The organism is Pseudomonas sp. RL, assembly GCF_000647775.1.
Classification (GTDB): domain Bacteria; phylum Pseudomonadota; class Gammaproteobacteria; order Pseudomonadales; family Pseudomonadaceae; genus Serpens; species Serpens flexibilis.
The window spans coordinates 1-19,255 of sequence record NZ_JBOY01000147.1 but is presented as its reverse complement, the minus strand read 5'-3'; the positions used below and the strand labels follow the sequence as shown (position 1 = coordinate 19,255).

At 65.6% G+C, this 19,255-nt stretch carries 19 protein-coding genes and 1 pseudogene; 12 read left to right on the top strand and 8 right to left on the bottom strand.

All coding sequences use genetic code 11. The features are described 5' to 3' along the window. Positions 1-41 precede the first annotated feature (41 nt). The 5 genes from AS93_RS0117110 to AS93_RS0117090 all read right to left on the bottom strand — a co-directional run bounded on the left by AS93_RS0117110 (position 42) and on the right by AS93_RS0117090 (position 5,964). Complete coding sequence (locus AS93_RS0117110; protein ID WP_027591727.1) at positions 42-1,028, bottom strand: tripartite tricarboxylate transporter substrate binding protein; 987 nt, start codon at positions 1,026-1,028, stop codon at positions 42-44. Between the two features lie 85 nt (positions 1,029-1,113). Then, positions 1,114-2,346, bottom strand: a complete 1,233-nt coding sequence (locus AS93_RS0117105) for a CaiB/BaiF CoA-transferase family protein (protein ID WP_027591726.1) — start codon at positions 2,344-2,346, stop codon at positions 1,114-1,116. A 73-nt stretch (positions 2,347-2,419) separates the two neighbouring features. Then, positions 2,420-3,622, bottom strand: coding sequence for a 3-oxoadipyl-CoA thiolase (locus tag AS93_RS0117100; protein WP_027591725.1), 1,203 nt, complete (start codon positions 3,620-3,622; stop codon positions 2,420-2,422). A gap of 24 nt (positions 3,623-3,646) precedes the next feature. Then, complete coding sequence (locus AS93_RS0117095) at positions 3,647-5,176, bottom strand: 3-hydroxyacyl-CoA dehydrogenase (protein ID WP_027591724.1); 1,530 nt, start codon at positions 5,174-5,176, stop codon at positions 3,647-3,649. A 2-nt stretch (positions 5,177-5,178) separates the two neighbouring features. Next, entirely contained in the window at positions 5,179-5,964 is a 786-nt protein-coding gene (locus AS93_RS0117090; protein WP_027591723.1) for an enoyl-CoA hydratase, read from the bottom strand. A gap of 251 nt (positions 5,965-6,215) precedes the next feature. Between AS93_RS0117090 and AS93_RS0117085 the strand changes: the two genes are divergently transcribed. From AS93_RS0117085 to AS93_RS0117070, 4 genes are all read left to right on the top strand, one after another. Next, positions 6,216-7,064: an IclR family transcriptional regulator gene (locus AS93_RS0117085; protein ID WP_027591722.1), complete on the top strand. Its 849-nt coding sequence runs from the start codon at positions 6,216-6,218 to the stop codon at positions 7,062-7,064. 64 nt (positions 7,065-7,128) lie between these two features. Next, positions 7,129-8,283, top strand: a complete 1,155-nt coding sequence (locus AS93_RS0117080) for an acyl-CoA dehydrogenase family protein (RefSeq protein WP_027591721.1) — start codon at positions 7,129-7,131, stop codon at positions 8,281-8,283. A gap of 107 nt (positions 8,284-8,390) precedes the next feature. Beyond that, on the top strand, positions 8,391-9,674 hold the full coding sequence (locus tag AS93_RS0117075) for an MFS transporter (protein WP_027591720.1): 1,284 nt from the start codon (positions 8,391-8,393) through the stop codon (positions 9,672-9,674). Between the two features lie 275 nt (positions 9,675-9,949). Continuing rightward, positions 9,950-10,999: an alkene reductase gene (locus AS93_RS0117070; RefSeq protein ID WP_027591719.1), complete on the top strand. Its 1,050-nt coding sequence runs from the start codon at positions 9,950-9,952 to the stop codon at positions 10,997-10,999. Positions 11,000-11,060: 61 nt separating this feature from the next. Here the strand turns inward: AS93_RS0117070 and AS93_RS21245 are convergent. Both AS93_RS21245 and AS93_RS0117065 read right to left on the bottom strand, forming a co-directional pair. Then, a pseudogene (locus AS93_RS21245) lies at positions 11,061-11,147 on the bottom strand (DUF421 domain-containing protein); the annotation flags it as partial. A 161-nt stretch (positions 11,148-11,308) separates the two neighbouring features. Continuing rightward, on the bottom strand, positions 11,309-11,755 hold the full coding sequence (locus AS93_RS0117065) for a hypothetical protein (protein WP_027591718.1): 447 nt from the start codon (positions 11,753-11,755) through the stop codon (positions 11,309-11,311). A gap of 175 nt (positions 11,756-11,930) precedes the next feature. Between AS93_RS0117065 and AS93_RS0117060 the strand changes: the two genes are divergently transcribed. The 8 genes from AS93_RS0117060 to AS93_RS0117030 all read left to right on the top strand — a co-directional run bounded on the left by AS93_RS0117060 (position 11,931) and on the right by AS93_RS0117030 (position 17,550). Then, entirely contained in the window at positions 11,931-12,947 is a 1,017-nt protein-coding gene (locus AS93_RS0117060) for a ligase-associated DNA damage response exonuclease (RefSeq protein ID WP_027591717.1), read from the top strand. Beyond that, a complete protein-coding gene (locus AS93_RS0117055) occupies positions 12,944-14,602 on the top strand; it encodes an ATP-dependent DNA ligase (RefSeq protein WP_027591716.1) in 1,659 nt (552 codons plus the stop codon). The genes AS93_RS0117060 and AS93_RS0117055 overlap by 4 nt, the downstream gene beginning before the upstream one ends. 38 nt (positions 14,603-14,640) lie before the next feature. Further along, entirely contained in the window at positions 14,641-15,108 is a 468-nt protein-coding gene (locus tag AS93_RS0117050) for a DUF1810 domain-containing protein (RefSeq protein ID WP_027591715.1), read from the top strand. Between the two features lie 23 nt (positions 15,109-15,131). Next, positions 15,132-15,878, top strand: coding sequence for a class I SAM-dependent methyltransferase (locus AS93_RS0117045; RefSeq protein WP_027591714.1), 747 nt, complete (start codon positions 15,132-15,134; stop codon positions 15,876-15,878). Further along, on the top strand, positions 15,878-16,129 hold the full coding sequence (locus AS93_RS20420; protein ID WP_324606725.1) for a cysteine-rich CWC family protein: 252 nt from the start codon (positions 15,878-15,880) through the stop codon (positions 16,127-16,129). The genes AS93_RS0117045 and AS93_RS20420 overlap by 1 nt, the downstream gene beginning before the upstream one ends. A 145-nt stretch (positions 16,130-16,274) precedes the next feature. Further along, positions 16,275-16,526, top strand: coding sequence for a hypothetical protein (locus tag AS93_RS20895; RefSeq protein WP_027591713.1), 252 nt, complete (start codon positions 16,275-16,277; stop codon positions 16,524-16,526). A gap of 13 nt (positions 16,527-16,539) precedes the next feature. Further along, complete coding sequence (locus AS93_RS0117035; protein ID WP_027591712.1) at positions 16,540-16,917, top strand: MerR family transcriptional regulator; 378 nt, start codon at positions 16,540-16,542, stop codon at positions 16,915-16,917. 54 nt (positions 16,918-16,971) lie between these two features. Next, positions 16,972-17,550: an NAD(P)H-dependent oxidoreductase gene (locus AS93_RS0117030; RefSeq protein ID WP_027591711.1), complete on the top strand. Its 579-nt coding sequence runs from the start codon at positions 16,972-16,974 to the stop codon at positions 17,548-17,550. Positions 17,551-17,553: 3 nt separating this feature from the next. Here AS93_RS0117030 and AS93_RS0117025 read toward each other — a convergent pair whose 3' ends face one another. Continuing rightward, positions 17,554-19,119, bottom strand: coding sequence for a cation:proton antiporter family protein (locus AS93_RS0117025; protein ID WP_027591710.1), 1,566 nt, complete (start codon positions 19,117-19,119; stop codon positions 17,554-17,556). Positions 19,120-19,255: the final 136 nt, after the last annotated feature.

Genomic DNA, 19,255 nt, shown 5'->3' with positions numbered 1-19,255 from the left:
GGGGCGCCGCGTACCGCGACGCCCCGTGGAGCTGCAGGCGCTTATTCGCCGAGGCCGGTCGCCTCGACCAGAGCGGCCCACTGGTTGATGTCGCGTTCGACCATGGCCTTGAAGGCATCGCCCGATTCCTTGCCGGCAATCGCACCCAGCTGCGGCAGGAAATCGTTGAAGGCCTGGCTCTGCATGACGTTGTTCACCGCCACCTGCAGCTTGCCGTAGGCCTCGTCGGACATCGAAGCGCTGCCGATCAGGCCGAACCAGGCGGAGGTCGCGAAGTCGCCCAGCCCGTGGGCGACGCCCGCGGCCTTGACGGTCGGCACTTCCGGCAGGAACGGCGAGGGCTCGTTGGTGGTGACCGCCAGCACGCGCAGTTGACCGGACTTGATCATCGGGTAGACGGTCGGCAGGTTCTCGAACGAGAAATCCACGTCACCGGCCAGCAGCGCCGGCAGCGCCTCGCCACTGCCACGGAACGGCACGTGGGTCATGTTCGGCGCGCCGATCTTCGACTTGAACAGTTCACCGGACATGTGGATCGAGCTGCCGATGCCGGGCGAGCTGTAGGAAGTCGCCTCGGTCTTGGCAGCCGCAACGAACTCTTCGAAGGTCTGGTATTTGCTCTTGGCCGGCACGACCAGCACGTTGGGGATGTCGATGACGTTCTGGATGAAGCGGAAATCCTTCACCGGGTCATACGACAGCGGATAGAGGCTGGCACCCACGGTGTGTCCCGGGGAGGACATCAGCACGCGGTAATCGGCATCGCGCTTGGACACACGGGCCAGTTGCGCGGTGGCGACCGTGGTGCCGGCACCGGGACGGTTCTCGACGATCACGGTGATGCCCAGCTCGGTGCCCAGCAGGTCGGCTACGCGACGGGACAGGATATCGGTGGTGCCACCGGCGGCGTAGGGAACCACCAGGGTGACGTTCTTGGCGGGCCAGTCCGCGGCCTGGGCGCTCGTGCCCATCAGCGGAAGGAACACGGCAGCACCTGCCGCCATCAGCATTTTCATCAACGGTTTCATATTGTCTCTCTTGTGGTTGCGTGTTGCTGACCCGGTCGCGTCGCTACACGACCGGGGACTTCCAGCTCAGGCAGTGAGCCAGCGATTACTTCAGCTGCTCGATGATTCCCTTGTCCTTGAGCAGCTCCAGGGCTTCGGCGGACAGCCCCAGGCGGGTGCTGAGCACCTCGTCCGTGTGCTCGCCGAGCATCGGCGCCGGCCGCTTGTACTCGACCGGGGTGTCGGACAGCTTCACGGGGCTGCCGACCATCCTGAAGTCCGGGTTCTGGGCGTGCGGGATGTTGACCAGCATGTTGCGGGCCAGCACCTGCGGTTCGGCCAGGGCGCGGCCGATGTCGTTGATCACACCGACCGGCACCTTCACGGCGTGGATCTTCGAGACCCAGTTGTCGGCGGTGTCGGTGAGAAAGTGCTCGGACAGGATGCCGACGATGACGTCACGATTGCGCACGCGGTCGGCGTTCTTGGTGAAGCGCGGGTCCAGCGGCAGCTCCGGCAGGCCGATGGCGTCGCACAGGGCGACGAACTGGGTGTCGTTGCCGCAGGCGATGATGAAGTCCATGTCCTTGGCGGTGAACACCTGGTACGGAACGATGTTCACGTGGGCATTGCCCTGGCGGCCCGGCGAACGGCCGGTGCTCAGGTAGTTCTGGCTCTGGTTGCCCAGCGCCGCCACCTGCACGTCCAGCAGCGCCATGTCGCAGTGCTGGCCGCGGCCGGTCTTCTCGCGGGCCAGCAGCGCGGCCTGGATGGCGATGGTGGAGTACAGGCCGGTCATCACGTCGGCCACGGCCACGCCCACCTTCTGCGGGCCGGCGCCGGGCACGCCGTCCTTCTCGCCGGTGATGCTCATCAGGCCGCCCATGCCCTGGATGATGAAGTCGTAGCCCGGCTCTTCGGCGCGCGGGCCGGTCTGGCCGAAGCCGGTGATCGAGCAGTAGACCAGGCGCGGGTTGAGCTTCGACAGGCTTTCGTAGTCCAGGCCGTACTTGGCCAGCGAGCCGGCCTTGTAGTTCTCGATCAGCACGTCGGAGGTGGCGGCCAGTGCACGCACCAGCTCCTGGCCTTCCGGCGTGGCGATGTTGATGGACACCGACAGCTTGTTGCGGTTGGCGGACTGGTAATAGGAGGCCTCGGCGCTGTTCTCGCCTTCCGGGGTCTTCATGTACGGCGGGCCCCAGCCACGGGTGTCGTCACCCACGCGCGGACGCTCGACCTTGATCACCTCGGCGCCCAGGTCAGCCAGGATCTGGCCGCACCAGGGGCCTGCCAACACACGACTCAGGTCCAGTACCCGAATCCCACTCAATGCACCCATGTCTCTTACCTTTTCAACGCGGCCGGCGGGCAATGCCGCCGACCTGGTTTAAATGGCCGAAAGGGCCGTGTGCTCAGACGCGCTCGATGACCATGGCCAGGCCCTGGCCGACACCGATACACAGGCTGATGACCGCATAGCGCTTGCCGCTGCGCTGCAGTTCGCGCGCGGTGGACAGCGCCAGACGGGCACCGGAGGCGCCCAGCGGGTGACCCACGGCGATGGCGCCACCGTTCGGGTTGACGCGCGGGTCGTCGAAGGCGACGCCCAGGCCCTTCAGGCAGCCCAGCACCTGGGAGGCGAAGGCTTCGTTGATCTCGATGATGTCCATGTCCGCCAGGGTCAGGCCAGCGCGGGCGACGGCCTTGTTGATGGCCTCGACCGGGCCGACACCCATGATGCGCGGCTCGACGCCGGCGGCGGCCGCCGACAGGATGCGCGCCATCGGCGTGAGACCATGCTTCTCGCCGGCGGCCTGGCTGCCGATCAGCAGCGCGGCGGCACCATCGTTGACGCCCGAGGCGTTGCCGGCGGTGACCACGCCGCCTTCGAACAGCGGACGCAGCTTGGCCAACGTGGTCAGGTCGGACTGCGGACGCGGATGCTCGTCCTCGGCAATGATCGCCGGCGGGGTCTTGCGGCCGGTCGGCACGCTCACCGGGAGGATTTCCTCGGCGAAGAAACCGGCCTGGCGGGCGGCCTCGAACTTGGCCTGGGAGGCGGCGGCGAAGATATCCGCCTCTTCACGGCTGATGCCGAAGTCACGGGCCACGTTGTCACCGGTCTCCGGCATGGTGTCGTTGCCGAACTGGGCGATGATCTTCGGGTTCGGGAAGCGCGCGCCGATGGTGCTGTCGTACACGGTGAAGTCGCGGCTATAGGCCTTCTCGGCCTTGGCCATGACGAACGGCGCGCGGGACATGCTTTCCACGCCGCCGGCGACGAACAGCTCGCCTTCATCGCAGGTGACGGCGCGAGCAGCGTCGATCACCGCGGCCAGGCCGCTGGCGCACAGGCGGTTGACGGTCTGACCGGGCACGGTGACCGGCAGGCCGGACAGCAGCACGGCGTGGCGGGCGATGTTGCGGCTGTCTTCACCAGCCTGGTTGGTGTTGCCGAGGATCAGGTCGTCGACGGCAGCGCCGTCGATACCGGTGCGGGCGATCAGCTCGCGGATCACGTCGGCGACCAGGTCGTCCGGGCGCACCGGCGCCAGGCCACCGCCGTGGCGACCGAAGGGAGTACGCAGGCCCGCGTAGATGTAGGCGTTGAGCATGTTGAAACCTATATAGAAGAAGGATTAGACGGCGGACGGCTCAGCCTGCCGCAGCGACAGGCCCAGTTGGGCACGGCGGCGCAGCCAGGGGCTCGGGCGGTAACGCGGGTCGCCGGTCATGTCCACCATGCGCTCCAGTATGGTCAGCAGGCGACGCGGACCGAGGCTGTCGCCCCAGGCCAGCGGACCCTGGGGGTAACCCAGGCCTAGGCGCACGGCCTGGTCGATGTCTTCGGGGCTGGCGATCTGCTGCTGGGCGATGTCGCAGGCCAGGTTGACCACCATGGCCAGCACACGCTGGGCCACGAAGCCGACGCTGTCACGGATCACGGTCACGCCCACGCCATCGCGGGCGAACAGCGCATGGGCGGCGTCGCGCATGTCGGGACGAGTGGCCGGAGTCATCATCAGGGTGCGGTGACGGGACAGGTCGGTGAGCAGATCGATACAAACGGTGCGCGCCGCATCCACGCCGAAGCAGGTGGCGGCGGTGGTGGCGTCATCGCCATAGGGCGCGATCAGGCACATGGCCTCGTCGGAAGGACGCTCGCCCTCCTCCACGCGGGCACCGAGCGCTTTCACCAGCGCCACCAGCTTCTGCTGGTCCCCGGCGTTCTCGCTCATCACCCACACCGGCGGCAGCTGCTCGACGGTCGGCACCGGCTGCGGCTGCGGCGCATCGACCATCTGGCCGTTCTCGTAGCGGTAGAAGCCCTGGCCGACCTTGCGGCCGACGCGGCCGGCCACCAGCATCTGGCGGGTCAGCGGCGAGGGACGGTAGCGGGGGTCGTGATAGAACTGGGTGTAGATGGATTCCATCACCGGATGGGAGACATCCAGCGCGGTCAGGTCAAACAGCTCCAGCGGGCCCATGCGGAACCCGGCGCCTTCGCGCAGGATGCGGTCCACATCACCCTTGGGCGCCACACCCTCGCCGAGGATCTTCAGGGCCTCGGTGCCGTAGGCACGGCCGGCGTGGTTGACGATGAAGCCAGGGGTATCCTGGGCGCGCACGCCGGTGTGGCCCATGCGCTTGGCCAGGTCCAGCAGCGCGTCGCTGACCGCCGGCTCGGTGGCGATGCCGTCGATGACTTCGACGACCTTCATCAGCGGCACCGGGTTGAAGAAGTGGAAACCGGCCACGCGCTCGGGGTGCTGGCACGCGGTGGCGATGGCGCTCACCGACAGCGACGAGGTATTGGTGGCCAGGATGCACTCGGCATCCACGATGCCTTCCAGCTGGGTGAGCAGGCCGCGCTTGACGTCAAGGTTCTCGACGATGGCTTCCACCACCATGTCGCAACCGGCCAGTTCTTCGATTCGGGTGACCGGCTTGAGCAGCGCCAGGGCCGCATCGGCGGATGCCTGGGTGATCTTGCCCTTGGCCACCAGCTTGGCGAAGGTACCCGCCAGGTTGTCGCGGGCGGCCTGGGCCGCGCCTTCGCGGGCGTCGAACAGACGGACTTCCACGCCGGCCTGGGCGGCGATCTGGGCGATACCGGCGCCCATCACGCCGGTGCCGACCAGCCCCATGATTTGGATCGAACGGGCCATGCTTACTCCCCGCGATAGGTAGGTTTGCGCTTCTCGAAGAAGGCGGCGGCGCCTTCCTTCTGATCGGCGGAATCGAACAGCAGCTGGAACGCCTTGCGTTCCAGGGTCAGTGCGCTGTCCAGCGGCAGGTCGGCGCCAGCCAGCATCACTTCCTTGATCTGTTGCACGGCCAGCGGCGGCAGTGCGGCAATTTCGCTGGCCAGGGCCAGGGCGCGGGCCAGGGTCTGATCATCCGGCACCACTTCGCTGACCATGCCGATGGCCAGCGCTTCGGGCGCCTTGACCATGCAGCCGGTCAGGGCGATGCGCATGGCCTGGAACTTGCCGACCGCGCGAACCAGCCGCTGGGTTCCACCGGCGCCCGGCATCAGGCCGAGCTTGACTTCCGGTTGGGCGAATCGGGCGGATTCACCGGCGACGATGATGTCGCAGTGCATCGCCAGCTCGCAGCCGCCGCCCAGGGCGAAGCCGTTGACCGCCGCGATGACTGGCTTCGGGCAACGGGCAATCGGGTCCCACAGCAACTCGGTGTGACGGCCATACATCTCAATCGGCGAGGCGGTTGCGAACTCTTTAATATCCGCACCGGCCACGAAGAACTGCTCGCCCCCGGTCAACACGATGGCGCGGATGTCGTCGCGCCGGGCCAGCGCCCGGAAGTGTTCGGCCAGCTGATGACGAACGGCCGAATTGAGCGCGTTCTTGGCTTCGGGACGGCTGATGCGCACGACGGCGACGCCGTCGACGGGATACTCCAGCAGCACGACTGGATCGGTGGATTGGCTCATCTCTGCTCCGGTTCTGACCATGCAGCAATGTCCGCTATGCGAAATTGCATTTCACGTTTCGCCAGAATGATAGGTTCGAAGTTCGTTTTCTGTAAATGTCACTCCTCGGACCTACGACTTTGGTCGAACGAAACCGCTGCAATTTGGCCAGCAAACCGGGGAAAATCCGCCAAGCTCGCGGCTCTTGCTCAATGTCCGCTATGCGGAATACAATTTCGAAAATTTGATTTTAGGAAAATGGAGGCTCTACCATGCAGCGCAAGATCAGGGATCGGTCCCCTGAGCAGGAGACCGGTTCGGACGTCGAACGGGTGCTGCTCGACCCGATGTCCGCCTTCGAAGAGGAGGAAAAGGACCGCCAGTTCGTCACGGCGCTGGCCCGTGGCCTGGAGCTGCTGCGCTGCTTCAGCCCGCGCGAGAGCGTGCTGAGCAATCAGGAGCTGGCCCGCAAGGCCAATCTGCCGAGGCCGACCGTGAGCCGGCTGACGTACACCCTGACGCGGCTCGGCTACCTCAAGCAGTTGCCGGGTGGGAAATACCAGCTGGACGTCGGCGTCATGTCGTTCGGCTACGCGATGCTCTCCAACCTGTCGATCCGGGCGGTGGCGCATCCGTTGATGGAGCAGCTGGCCAACCACGCCAACGCGGCGGTGGCCATGGCGGCCCGGGACCGGCTGCAGATGGTTTACCTGGACGTGGTGCACGGCCAGGGCAACCTCACGATGCGCCGCCAGGTGGGTACCCACCTGCCCCTGCATCTGAGTGCGGCGGGACGCGCCTGTCTGGCCGGACTGCCAGAGAGCGAATGCGACTTTCTGCTGGACCACATCCGCACGCGACACGCGGAGGACTGGCCGAAGATCCGCAAGGGACTGGAAAAGGCCTTCCGGGACTACGCCGACTACGGCTACTGCCTGTCGATCGGCGAATGGCACCGGGATGTGAATGCCGTGGCCGTGCCAATGGTGCACGCGCAGCACGGGCTGCTGGTGTTCAACTGTGGCGGCCCGAGTTTCCAGCTCTCGCGCGAAAAGCTGGAAGAGGACATCGGACCGCGACTGGTCCACATGGTTAGCAACATCGAGGCCAGTACCCGCTGATAGCGACGCGGGTCATGCCTCGTCGATATGACACGTCCGACTGATCGGACCCCGAGGAGTACACATGATCCGCGATCCGGAAACCCTGCAAATCCTGCTGGATACCATCCGCCAGTTCGTCAACGAAACCCTCATTCCCCGTGAGAATGAAGTGGCCGAAACCGACGAGATGCCGGCCGATATCGTCCAGCAGATGAAGGACCTGGGCCTGTTCGGCCTGACCATTCCGGAGGACTTCGGCGGCCTGGGCGTCACCATGGAAGAAGAGGTGAACATCGCCTTTGAACTGGGCCGCACCTCCCCGGCGTTCCGCTCCTACATCGGCACCAACAACGGCATCGGCTCCATCGGCATCCTGCTGGACGGCACCGACGAGCAGAAGGCCAAGTACCTGCCCAAGCTGGCCGCCGGCGAGTTCCTCAGCTCCTTCTGCCTGACCGAGCCGGATTCGGGTTCCGACGCCGCTTCCCTGAAGACCACCGCCGTGCGCGATGGCGACTTCTACGTGATCAACGGCACCAAGCGCTTCATCACCAACGCCCCGCACGCCGGCATCTTCACCGTGATGGCCCGCACCAACCCCGAGATCAAGGGCGCGGGCGGCATCAGCTCGTTCATCGTCGAAGCCGGCACCCCCGGCGTCACCGTGGGCAAGCGCGACCACAAGATGGGCCAGAAAGGTGCCCACACCGCCGACGTGATCTTCGAGAATGTCCGCGTACCGGCCGAGAACCTGATCGGTGGCAAGGAAGGCGTCGGCTTCAAGACCGCCATGAAGGTGCTCGACAAGGGCCGCTTGCACATCGCCGCCCTGTCCGTGGGCGCCGCCGAGCGCATGCTGGCTGACTCCCTGCAGTACGCACTGGAGCGCAAGCAGTTCGGCCAGGCCATCGCCGAGTTCCAGCTGATCCAGGGCATGCTGGCCGACAGCAAGGCCGAAATCTACGCTGCCCGTTGCATGGTCCTGGACGCCGCGCGCAAGCGCGACGCCGGCCAGAACGTCAGCACCGAAGCCTCCTGCGCCAAGATGTTCGCCACCGAAATGTGCGGCCGCGTGGCCGACCGTGGCGTGCAGATCCATGGCGGCGCCGGCTACATCAGCGAATACGCCATCGAGCGCTTCTACCGCGACGTGCGCCTGTTCCGCCTCTACGAAGGCACCACGCAGATCCAGCAGGTGATCATCGCTCGCAACATGATCCGCGAAGCGCAGCGCTAACCCTGCCCACGCCTCTGCGGCAGCCTACCGGGCTCGCCGCAGAAGGCTTCTTCATACGGGGCAGCGTTGCGCCCCATTTCGCTACACCTATATAGGTTTCGTTCGTTATGAGCAGCACGACGACTACGCTTCCGGGCGCGGCAGCCCCGCAGAGCAAAATCTGGATCATCGTTTTCATCTTCTGCTTCCTCGGTCTACTGATCGACGGTGCGGACCTGATGCTCCTCTCCTACAGCCTCACCAGCCTCAAGGAAGAATTCGGCCTGACCAACCTGGAGGCCGGCAGCCTGGGTAGCTTTACCCTCGCGGGCATGGCCATCGGCGGCATATATGGCGGCTGGGCCTGCGACCGCTTCGGTCGCGTCAAGACCGTGGTCTGGACCATCGTCCTGTTCTCGGTCGGTACCGCAGCCCTGGGCCTGACCCAGAGCTACTGGCAGTTCGCATTCTTCCGCTTCGTGTCTTCCCTGGGCCTGGGCGCACTGTACGTGGCCTGTAACACCCTGATGGCCGAGTACGTGCCCACCAAGTACCGCACCACCGTGCTGGGCACCCTGCAAGCCGGCTGGTCCGTGGGCTACATCGTGGCCACCCTGCTCGCCGGCTGGCTGCTGCCGACCTATGGCTGGCGCTACCTTTTCTACGTCGCCATCATCCCGGTGCTGCTGGCCATCTTCATGCAGCGCCTGGTTCCCGAGCCGGCTGCCTGGGTCAAGGCCAAGGCCGAGCAGGCCAAGAAGCTGGCCGAAGGCGTGAAGGACACAGCTGTCGCTCCGGAAAAGCGCGAAAGCGCCTACAAGATGATCTTCGGCGACCGCCAGGCGCGCAGCATGTTCATCTTCTGGTGCCTGACCGCAGGCTTCCTGCAGTTCGGCTACTACGGCGTGAACAACTGGATGCCGGCCTACCTGCAGACCGAAATGGGCATGAACTTCAAGTCCATGACCGCCTACCTGGTGGGTACCTACACCGCGATGATTCTCGGCAAGATCCTGGCCGGCATGGCCGCGGACAAGTTCGGCCGTCGCGCCGTGTATGCCTTCGGCGCCATCGGTACCGCCGTGTTCCTGCCGATCATCGTGCTGTACCACAGCCCCGACACCATCCTGTGGATGCTGGTCGTGTTCGGCTTCCTGTACGGCATCCCCTACGGCGTGAACGCCACCTACATGACCGAATCGTTCCAGGCCAAGTACCGCGGCACCGCCGTGGGCGGCGCCTACAACATCGGTCGTATCGGTGCGGCGATTGCCCCGGCCGCCATCGGCTTCCTGGCCACGCAGTACTCCATCGGCCTGGGCTTCCTGGTGATGGGCGCGGCCTACTTCATCTGCGGCGTGATCCCTGCCCTGTTCATCAAGGACAAGCAGTTCGACCCGCAGAAGCAGTAACCGAGTGATCCCTGCGCGGCTTCCATGCACAGCCGCGCAGCCCACGCGAACACCCCGCCGGCCTGCGCCGCCGGGGTGTTTTTTATTGGCTGCACCCACCCCCGTAGGGTGGTAAACGCAACGCGTTGGCCACCGGACGAACCACCGGTGCCCACCACTTGGTGGCCGGAAAAGCGCCGACCACCCTACCGTTCCATGCGCCCGCCTCCCTTGCAAACCCCCACCCCGCCCCCATCTTCCTGCCATCCTCCCAACCGGAAATACAGGGATCTTCCATGCCCACCCTTTTTACCCCCATCACCCTCGGCGACCTCGCCCTCAACAACCGCATCATCATGGCGCCCCTCACCCGCTGCCGCGCCGACGCCGGCCGCGTGCCCAGCGAGATGATGGTCGAGTACTACCGCCAGCGCGCCAGCGCCGGGCTGATCCTCACCGAAGCCACCTCCGTCACCCCCATGGGCGTCGGCTACCCGAACACCCCCGGCATCTGGAGCGCCGAACAGATCCAGGGCTGGCGCAAAGTCACCGACGCCGTGCACGCCGCCGGCGGCAAGATCGTTCTGCAGCTCTGGCACGTCGGCCGCATCTCCGACCCGATCTACCTGGACGGCCAAGTGCCCGTCGCGCCCAGCGCCCTCAAGCCCGCCGGCCACGTCAGCCTGGTGCGCCCGAAGAAGGACTATGAAACCCCGCGCGCCCTGGAAACCGCCGAGATCGCCGGCGTGATCGAAGCCTTCCGCAAGGGTGCGGAAAACGCCAAGGAAGCCGGCTTCGACGGCGTGGAACTGCACGCCGCCAACGGCTACCTGATCGACCAGTTCCTGCAGAGCCGCACCAACCAGCGCACCGACGCCTACGGCGGTTCGCTGGAAAACCGCGCCCGCCTGCTGCTGGAAATCACCGACGCGCTGATCAAGGTCTGGGGCCCCGGCCGCGTCGGCGTGCACCTCGCCCCGCGCGGCGACAGCCACGACATGGGCGATGAAAACCCGGCGGAAACCTTCGGCTACGTAGCCCGCGAACTGGGCAAGCGCAAGATCGCCTTCATCTTCACCCGCGAGAAGGAAGGCGAAGACAGCATCGCTCCGCAACTGAAGCAGCAGTTTGGTGGTGCGCTGATCGCCAACGAAGGCTTCACCAAGGAACAGGGCAACGCCTGGCTGGCGGCCGGCAAGTGCGATGCGGTGAGCTTTGGTGTGCCCTTTATTGCCAACCCGGATTTGGTGAAGCGACTGGAGCAGGATGCGCCGCTGAATGAGCCGAAGTTCGAGACCTTCTACGGCTCAAGCCCTGAGGGTTATATCGATTACCCGACGATGTAATTACGACTAAGTGCGGCAAAAAGCCCGACCTAGAGGGATGCAGGTCGGGCTTTTCTGCGCACAGTAGCACCAGGCTGATATAGGCCAGCACGCTTACAACCAACGTGCGTATCAGAGCTGTTCCGCTACTGAAAAACATGCCTTCCATGATCGCCTCCGCATATAGGCCATGCAGGGTGGACAGGACTGTCAGCAGGAAATTTCAGCCAGAGCGAATGACCAACCGTCAGACGGCGCCAGTAAGGCCATTGGAGGGAATCGAAGCAAGACAGCATCGCGCACATTTCTTAATGACGCGAAACTCCCCGGTCAGGCTAATACTTCCAAATTTCCGAGGAGGCTCAGGATCTTCCTGTCATTTGCAGCGAAGGACGTCTCGCCACGCTGCGCATGAACCTGCAACTGCCTTTCCCGGTGCGCAATGAAATCCAGCGGCATGTCGGGTTGCTGAACAGCACCGGGCAGCGGATGGCCCAGATCAGGCTGAAACGACAACAAGGCGTGATCCTGGAAGGAGATAAAGCCGCCTTGAAACAGCTCCTGACTCATCGATGCCATTTCGCGGGGAGACATGCTCCGAACATCATATTTCTGGGCGATAGAGGAGAGCGCCGCTACGGTTTCAAGGTTCGGAAATGCTTGATCCGAACCAATCGACTCAGTGGCTTGTTTGGGATGAGGCAAAACTTTGCCGCCATCGGCAGGCTTTGGGGAGAAAACAGTCGAAATGGCGTGCGACGAGATACCCGAAATCATTGAATTTCCTCAAGAAATGGCCCTACCGCATTCAGGCAAGCAACCCACATGCCACCTTACCTCCGGAATCTGCCCGCGTGACCCTCGGCTGTGCCAGGCCCAGCCCCCGCCAACGAACCTCCCCACCCCACCCGACTCTTAACCTACATACCCCTCCTCCCCCGGTGGCATTTGCATGGATTTGGTCGTTGCCCGCCCGGAAGGGCTGTACTGTCCGGCCGGTGATTTCTATATCGACCCCTGGCGCGGGGTGGATCGTGCGGTAATCACCCACGGCCATGGGGATCATGCGCGCTGGGGCAGCCGGCACTATCTGGCGGCGGCGCCCTCCGAAGGCGTGCTGCGGGTGCGACTGGGGTCGGACATCAATCTGCAGACGCTACCTTATGGCGAGCGCATCGAGCATCAGGGCGTGACCCTCAGCTTTCACCCCGCCGGCCATGTGCTGGGCTCGGCGCAGGTACGGCTGGAGTACCGTGGCGAGGTCTGGGTGGCCTCGGGCGATTACAAGGTGGAGCCGGACGGCACCTGCGCGGCGTTCGAGCCGGTGCGCTGTCACTGCTTCATCACCGAATCCACCTTCGGCCTGCCGATCTACCGCTGGGCGCCGCAGGCGGCGATCTTCGCCGACATCAACGCCTGGTGGCGCGCCAATGCCGAGGCCATGCGGGCCAGCGTGCTGTTCGCCTATGCGTTCGGCAAGGCGCAGCGCATTCTGCACGGCATCGACGCCGGCATCGGTCCGCTGCTGGTGCATGGTGCGGTGGAGCCGTTGAACGGGGTGTACCGCGCCGCCGGGGTTTACCTGCCTGAAACCCAATACGCCGGCGATTTCCGCAAGAACGATCCGGCGCTGCGCCAGGCCCTGGTGATCGCCCCGCCCTCGGCAGGCGGCAGTCCCTGGATGCGCCGTTTCGGCGATTGCAGCGACGCCTTTGCCAGCGGCTGGATGCTGTTGCGCGGCACGCGCCGGCGGCGTGGCGTGGACCGGGGCTTTGCGCTGTCCGACCACGCCGACTGGCCCGGCCTGCTGTGGGCCATCGCGCAGACCGGCGCCGAGCGGGTGATGGTCACCCATGGCCAGGTGGAGACGTTGGTGCGCTATCTGTGCGAACAGGGCCTGGACGCGCGGGCGTTTGCCACCGAGTACGGCGAGGAGGACGACACGCCCGTCAGCGAGGCGGCCACATGAAGGCCTTTGCCGAGCTGTACGCCCAGCTGGACGCCACCACCTCCAGCAACGCCAAGCTGCACGCTCTGCAGGCCTATTTCAACCAGGTCGAGCCGGCCGACGCGGCCTGGGCGGTGTACTTCCTGGCCGGCGGCAAGCCGCGCCAGCTGGTGCCAACCCGCCTGCTGCGCGAGCTGGCCACCCGCCAGGCGCAGTTGCCCGACTGGCTGTTCGAGGAGAGCTATCAGGCGGTCGGCGATCTGGCGGAAACCATCGCCCTGCTGCTGCCGGAAACCGGCACCGGCAGCGAACACGGGCTGGCCTGGTGGATGGAGCAGGCGCTGCTGCCCCTGCGCAGTCTGCCACCGGAAGAACTGGCCGAACGCCTCGCCGCCCTGTGGACGCAGCTGGACCGGCCGAGCCTGCTGGTCAGTCTGAAGCTGATCACCAGCGCTTTTCGCGTCGGGGTTTCCAAGTTGCTGGTCACCCGCGCCCTGGCCACCCTGGCCGGACTGGATGCCAAGCGCGTCGCCCAGCGCCTGGTCGGCTACACGGACCTGGCGCACCGCCCGACTGCGGCCGACTATCTGGCGCTGATCGCGCCGGAGTCCGGCGATGAACATGCCCAGCGCGGCGGCCAGCCGTACCCGTTTTTTCTCGCCCATCCGCTGCAGGAGCCGGTGGAGCGCTTCGCGGCGCTGCTCGGCCCGCCGGAGGAGTGGCTGGTGGAATGGAAGTGGGACGGGATCCGCGCGCAGCTGATTCGTCGCGACGGGCAATCCTGGCTGTGGTCGCGGGGCGAGGAGCTGATCACCGAGCGTTTCCCCGAGCTGCAGGCGTTGGCCGCGGCGCTGCCGGACGGCTGCGTGCTGGATGGGGAAATCGTCGTCTGGCGCGATCCGCCGCCGGGCAACGACGCGGCTTTCGGCATCCTGCCCTTCGCCTTGCTGCAGCAACGCATCGGCCGCAAGACGCTGAGCCGCAAGCTGTTGGACGAGGTGCCAGCAGTGTTGCTGGCCTATGACCTGCTCGAGTACCAGGGCGAGGACTGGCGCAGCCGCCCCCAGGAAGACCGCCGGATGGAGCTGGAGCGGCTGGTGGCCGCGGTCGCGCATCCCGCGCTGCGCCTGTCGCCCCAACTGAGCAGCGACACATGGGAAGCGCTGGCCGAGCAACGCGAAGCCTCGCGCAGCCTCGGCGTGGAAGGGATGATGCTCAAGCGCCTCGACTCACTGTACGGCGTGGGGCGCACCCGCGACCTGGGGCTGTGGTGGAAGTGGAAGATCGATCCGTTCTTCGTGGATGCGGTGCTGATCTACGCCCAGCGCGGCCACGGTCGCCGGGCCAGCCTGTACACCGACTATACCTTTGCTGTGTGGGACGATTCGGCGCCCGGCGAGCGGGTGCTGGTGCCCTTCGCCAAGGCCTATTCGGGGCTGACCGATGCGGAGATCCGCCAGGTGGACGCCATCATCCGCCGCACCACGGTCGAGACCTTCGGCCCGGTGCGCAGCGTCGCCCCGACGCTGGTGTTCGAGCTGGGCTTCGAGGGCATTGCGCTGTCCAAGCGCCACAAGAGCGGCGTGGCGGTGCGCTTTCCGCGCATCCTGCGCTGGCGTACCGACAAGCGCGTTGAGGAAGCCGACACCCTGGCGACCTTGCAGGGACTGCTCTGACGACGAGCGCACCTCATTACCCCCCTAGCGGAGTCCCCATGACCAACGATGTGTTCAACCTTTCGCGCTTCATCGAAGCCCAGCACGCCTCCTACACAACGGCGCTGGCCGAGCTGCGTGCGGGCCGGAAACGAACGCACTGGATCTGGTTCGTGTTTCCCCAGCTCAAGGGGCTGGGGCGCAGCGTCAACGCCGACTATTACGGTTTGAGTGGACTGGCCGAGGCGCGGGCGTATCTTGCGCATCCGCTGCTGGGCCAGCGGCTGCGCGACGCCACGGCAGCCATGCTGGCGCACCAGCCCCTCGGAGCGGAGTTGGTGCTGGGCGAGCTCGATGCGCTGAAGTTCCGCTCGTGCATGACCCTGTTCGCCCGCGCCGATCCCGACGAGCCGGTTTTCGGCGCTGCGCTGGAACGTCTCTTTGCAGGAGAGCCGGATGCGCGGACACTCCGGTTGCTGGGCGAGGCAGGTAGCGTTGCTCCTGATGCGCAAGGGCCCGAGCCGTAAGCACTCAATTGAGGAATCTACCCATGGACATCCCGCGCATCTTCAACATCACGGAAAGCGCTCACCGTATCCACAATCCGATCACGCCCGACAAGCTCGCCACGCTCGGTGCGGCGCTGCGCCTGGAGCCGGGTGCCCGGGTACTCGACCTGGGCAGCGGTTCGGGGGAGATGCTCTGCACTTGGGCGCGCGATCACGGCGTGGTGGGCACCGGCGTCGATCTGAGCCAGCTGTTCAGCGAGCAGGCGAAGCGCCGTGCCGTGGAGCTGGGCGTGGCCGATCGGGTCACGTTCGTCCACGGCGATGCCGCCGGCTATGTCTCCGATGAGAAGGTCGATGTGGCCGCCTGTGTCGGCGCCAGCTGGATAGGCGGCGGCGTCGCCGGCACCCTCGCGCTGCTGGCACGCAGTCTGCGCAGCGGAGGAATCATCCTTATCGGCGAACCCTACTGGCGACAGCTACCGCCGTCGGAGGACGTGGCCAGGGGCTGCCAGGCCCATTCGATGGCCGACTTTCTCCTGCTGCCGGAGCTGCTCGCCTCGTTAGGCCGCCTCGGCTATGACGTGGTGGAAATGGTGTTGGCCGACCAGGACGGCTGGGACCGATACGAGGCGGCCAAATGGCTCACCATGCGCCGCTGGCTGGCCGCCAATCCCGGCGACGAGCTGGCGAACGAGGTGCGCGCCCAACTGACCTCGGAACCGGTGCGTTATGCCACGTATACGCGCGAGTACCTGGGCTGGGGCGTATTTGCACTGATGGCGCGGTGATGCAGAATCCGCGCGCCGCTCGGCCCCTTACAGGTAGTCAACGTATGCAGAACCCCCTTCCCCTCCAACGCTGTCCGCTGTGTGGCGGTGCGAATCAGTGCGCGCCGGCCGCCGCCGGGCATTTCGACGCGGAATGCTGGTGTCGACAGGTGACGGTGAGCCCGGAAGCGCTGCAACGGCTGCCGCCGGATCAGGTGGACCGGGCCTGCCTGTGTCCGCGTTGTGCGGTCGGGTTCGAGGCTCGCGACTGAAGTTCGCTCCTACAAAAGCGCGCCACATCGCGCCCGTGATCCAGATCAACGTACCCGACAGACTTCTGCCCAGAGCAATCAATATGATATGGGCGATGCGGGGCTCAGTTGGTCCTGCCTTTCCGGAAGCCCCGATGGAAACCCCATGAATCCGAAAGCCTTCACGAAGATCGACACGCCCTATGCCGAGCTACCCTGGTTCCGCAAGCGCTGGTTCATCATGATTTCGCTTCTGCTGTTCACCCCCGCCGCGGTCGTGGTGGCCCTGACGGGCGATGTGTACGCCCAGAGCAGGGGCCAGAGCTATGTGTTCACGGATCGCCAGCGCAACCAGATTCTGTTTCTGGCGGGCGTATTCTTCATCGCCGGCCTGGTTTCCGCCCTCGGCCGGGGCTGATGTGGGCCACGACATGTATATCGGCGATCTCTCGAAGCGGACCGGCGCGTCGCGCAAGGCGATCTACCTCTACGAGGAACTGGGGCTCATTCCGACGCCCCGGCGCCGGGGCACGTATCGCGTCTATGCGCCGGAGGTGATCGGCATGGTCGAAACCATTCGCTGCGCACAGACGCTCGGCTTCACGCTCAAGGAACTGGCCGAGACCCTGCGGGGCGCATCCACCGGCCAGGCGCCCAGCCTGGATGACATCGTCGAACAGATCGATCGCAAGCGGCGCACCCTGCAGGCGCAGGTCGACGCCGCAACGACACGGATCGGACAGTTGAATGACCTTCGGCAACGTCTGACTGACGCGCCCGCCCTGTGGGACTGCGAAAAAACCGCTTGACCCTTCCCCTAGGGGCAATCCTTAGGCTGCCGCTTTCCCAGAAAAGGAGTCGGCATGAACAAACGAATTCTGGTCATCCTCGGCCATCCCGCACAGGACAGCCTGTGCGGCGCGCTCGCCCAGGCCTACGTCAAGGGGGCGGAAGCAGCAGGTCATGAGGTGCGCAGCCTCGCGCTCGGGTCGCTGCGGTTCGATCCCATCCTCCACGAGGGCTACAACTGCATCCAGCCGCTGGAGCCCGACCTACTGGCCGCCCAGGAAGCGATCACCTGGGCTCAGCACCTGGTCTTCGTCTATCCGATCTGGTGGGGCTCGATACCGGCCCTGCTGAAGGGCTTCTTCGACCGGGTGCTCTTGCCGGGCTTCGCCTTCCGCTTTCGCAAGGATTCCCTGATGGCCGACGGGCTGCTGGTGGGGCGCTCGGCGCATCTGCTGGTCACCCTGGATACGCCGCCCTGGTATTACCGCTGGGTGTATCGGATGCCCGGGCACCAGCAGATGCGGCGCACCATTCTCGGGTTCTGCGGCATCAGGCCGGTCACCGTGACGAACTTCGGCCCGGTGAAGACCGCCAGCCCCAGGACACGTGAGCGCTGGCTCGCGCGGGCCTTTGCCTACGGCGCCAGCGCCTGAGCCTCAGACCTGCGGTCGTGCGTGGCGGGCTTCCAGTTGCATCGCCACGTTCTGCGCCAGACCAGCGCCGGCCTCGCTCATGGTCAGGTAGGTGTGATCCGCGCCCGCCGCCTCGATCTGCCGGGCGACGTCCTCGTAGAGGGCATGGGAAACCAGCAGGCCAGTGAAGCCCCTTTCACGCAGCTTGCGACTGGCGATGACCTTCGCCTCGGCGTCGTTCATGGTCAGGATCACCGCCTCGACCTGGCGCATTTCCAGGCTTTGCCAGAATGTCTGGTCTTCCGCGTCGGCATACAGGACGTTGCAGCCCTCGCCGGCCGCCCGTTCGACGGCTACCGGGTCGGAATCCAGGCTGATCAGCCGGTAGCCTTTTTCCTTGAGGTAGTGGTAGGCGGCGCGCCCGGAGCGCCCCATACCCATGACCAGAATCTGCGCATCGCCCAGCGACACCGGCTGTTCGTCGGGATGGCGGGTGTTGCGCTCCAGCCGCACCAGCCGGCTGGCCAGCCGGTTGTAGAGCGACGCGGAGACCCGGTTGAACTGCGCGGACAGGATGAACGAGAAGGCCACGGTGATGGCCAGCGGCACCAGCCATTGCGGCATGGCCACGCTCATGACGATCAGGCCGAATTCGCTGTAGTTGGTCAGGCTGGCGGCGCTGAGGAAGGCGCTGCGCGATCGCAGGCGGAAAGCCAGGAACAGGAAGAAGAACAGCACGGTCTTCAGCGGCAGCAGCAGCGACATCAACGCCGCGAAGATCAGCGCGTCGGCATCCGGCAATCCGCCGATGCCGATCTGCAGGAAAAAGCCGACCAGGAAGACTTCCTTGACCGACCACAGGGAGTTGGACAACTCACCGGCGCGCGGATGCTTGGCCAGCATGGCGCCGAAGGCCAGCGCGCCCAGCTCGGAACTGAGTCCCACCGACTCGAAGCCGAGGCCGCCAACCACCAGCGCCAGCATCAGGCCGAGCAGCACCAGCAACTCTTCATGACCGCTGTGATCGAGCAACCGGAACAGCAACGGGCGCAGCAGCGGCAGCAGGAAGACCAGCAGCGCCCAGGCCGAGGGCACCTGGCCGCTGGTCAGGCTCATCACCAGCAGGGCGATCAGGTCCTGCATGATCAGCACGCCGATCGCCACGCGACCATGGAAGGCCTTCAGTTCGCGGCGACTCTCCAGCACCTTGGCGGCCAGCACGGTGCTGGAGAACGCCAGTACCACCGAGAGCATCAGCGCCTCGTACCAGCCGACCTCCAGGAACAGCAGGATCGGCGGCAGCATCAGCACGGAGGACAGCGCGAAATGCAGCACGCTGCCGCCCACCACTTCCGGGCGGGCCAGGTTGCCGAGCTTGAGCTTGAGACCCACGGTGAACAGCAGCAGCAACACACCCAGGTGCGACAGATGGGCCAGGATCTCGCTGTCCTCGCGGGTGATGCCGAGCTGGTTGTCGAACGCGGCCAGGGCGAACCCGGCGCCGAGATAGCCGATCAGCGGCGGCAGGCCAATGACCCGGGCCACCAGGCCCAGTCCGAACGCGAAGGCGATCCAGGTGGCTTCGATCATGGGCGGCTCCCTTCGGCACGGGTGAGGTAATACGCCAGGCAGAAACGAAAAAAGCGACCTTTCGGTCGCTTTTTTCTGTATTTGGAGCGGGAAACGAGACTCGAACTCGCGACCCCGACCTTGGCAAGGTCGTGCT

Excerpts from the sequence above, each read along its gene's own strand:
- AS93_RS0117110 (WP_027591727.1), bottom strand. The coding sequence starts at position 1,028 with ATGAAACCGTTGATGAAAATGCTGATGGCGGCAGGTGCTGCCGTGTTC.
- AS93_RS0117105 (WP_027591726.1), bottom strand. The coding sequence starts at position 2,346 with ATGGGTGCATTGAGTGGGATTCGGGTACTGGACCTGAGTCGTGTGTTG.
- AS93_RS0117100 (WP_027591725.1), bottom strand. The coding sequence starts at position 3,622 with ATGCTCAACGCCTACATCTACGCGGGCCTGCGTACTCCCTTCGGTCGC.
- AS93_RS0117095 (WP_027591724.1), bottom strand. The coding sequence starts at position 5,176 with ATGGCCCGTTCGATCCAAATCATGGGGCTGGTCGGCACCGGCGTGATG.
- AS93_RS0117090 (WP_027591723.1), bottom strand. The coding sequence starts at position 5,964 with ATGAGCCAATCCACCGATCCAGTCGTGCTGCTGGAGTATCCCGTCGAC.
- AS93_RS0117085 (WP_027591722.1), top strand. The coding sequence starts at position 6,216 with ATGCAGCGCAAGATCAGGGATCGGTCCCCTGAGCAGGAGACCGGTTCG.
- AS93_RS0117080 (WP_027591721.1), top strand. The coding sequence starts at position 7,129 with ATGATCCGCGATCCGGAAACCCTGCAAATCCTGCTGGATACCATCCGC.
- AS93_RS0117075 (WP_027591720.1), top strand. The coding sequence starts at position 8,391 with ATGAGCAGCACGACGACTACGCTTCCGGGCGCGGCAGCCCCGCAGAGC.
- AS93_RS0117070 (WP_027591719.1), top strand. The coding sequence starts at position 9,950 with ATGCCCACCCTTTTTACCCCCATCACCCTCGGCGACCTCGCCCTCAAC.
- AS93_RS0117065 (WP_027591718.1), bottom strand. The coding sequence starts at position 11,755 with ATGATTTCGGGTATCTCGTCGCACGCCATTTCGACTGTTTTCTCCCCA.
- AS93_RS0117060 (WP_027591717.1), top strand. The coding sequence starts at position 11,931 with ATGGATTTGGTCGTTGCCCGCCCGGAAGGGCTGTACTGTCCGGCCGGT.
- AS93_RS0117055 (WP_027591716.1), top strand. The coding sequence starts at position 12,944 with ATGAAGGCCTTTGCCGAGCTGTACGCCCAGCTGGACGCCACCACCTCC.
- AS93_RS0117050 (WP_027591715.1), top strand. The coding sequence starts at position 14,641 with ATGACCAACGATGTGTTCAACCTTTCGCGCTTCATCGAAGCCCAGCAC.
- AS93_RS0117045 (WP_027591714.1), top strand. The coding sequence starts at position 15,132 with ATGGACATCCCGCGCATCTTCAACATCACGGAAAGCGCTCACCGTATC.
- AS93_RS20420 (WP_324606725.1), top strand. The coding sequence starts at position 15,878 with ATGCAGAATCCGCGCGCCGCTCGGCCCCTTACAGGTAGTCAACGTATG.
- AS93_RS20895 (WP_027591713.1), top strand. The coding sequence starts at position 16,275 with ATGAATCCGAAAGCCTTCACGAAGATCGACACGCCCTATGCCGAGCTA.
- AS93_RS0117035 (WP_027591712.1), top strand. The coding sequence starts at position 16,540 with ATGTATATCGGCGATCTCTCGAAGCGGACCGGCGCGTCGCGCAAGGCG.
- AS93_RS0117030 (WP_027591711.1), top strand. The coding sequence starts at position 16,972 with ATGAACAAACGAATTCTGGTCATCCTCGGCCATCCCGCACAGGACAGC.
- AS93_RS0117025 (WP_027591710.1), bottom strand. The coding sequence starts at position 19,119 with ATGATCGAAGCCACCTGGATCGCCTTCGCGTTCGGACTGGGCCTGGTG.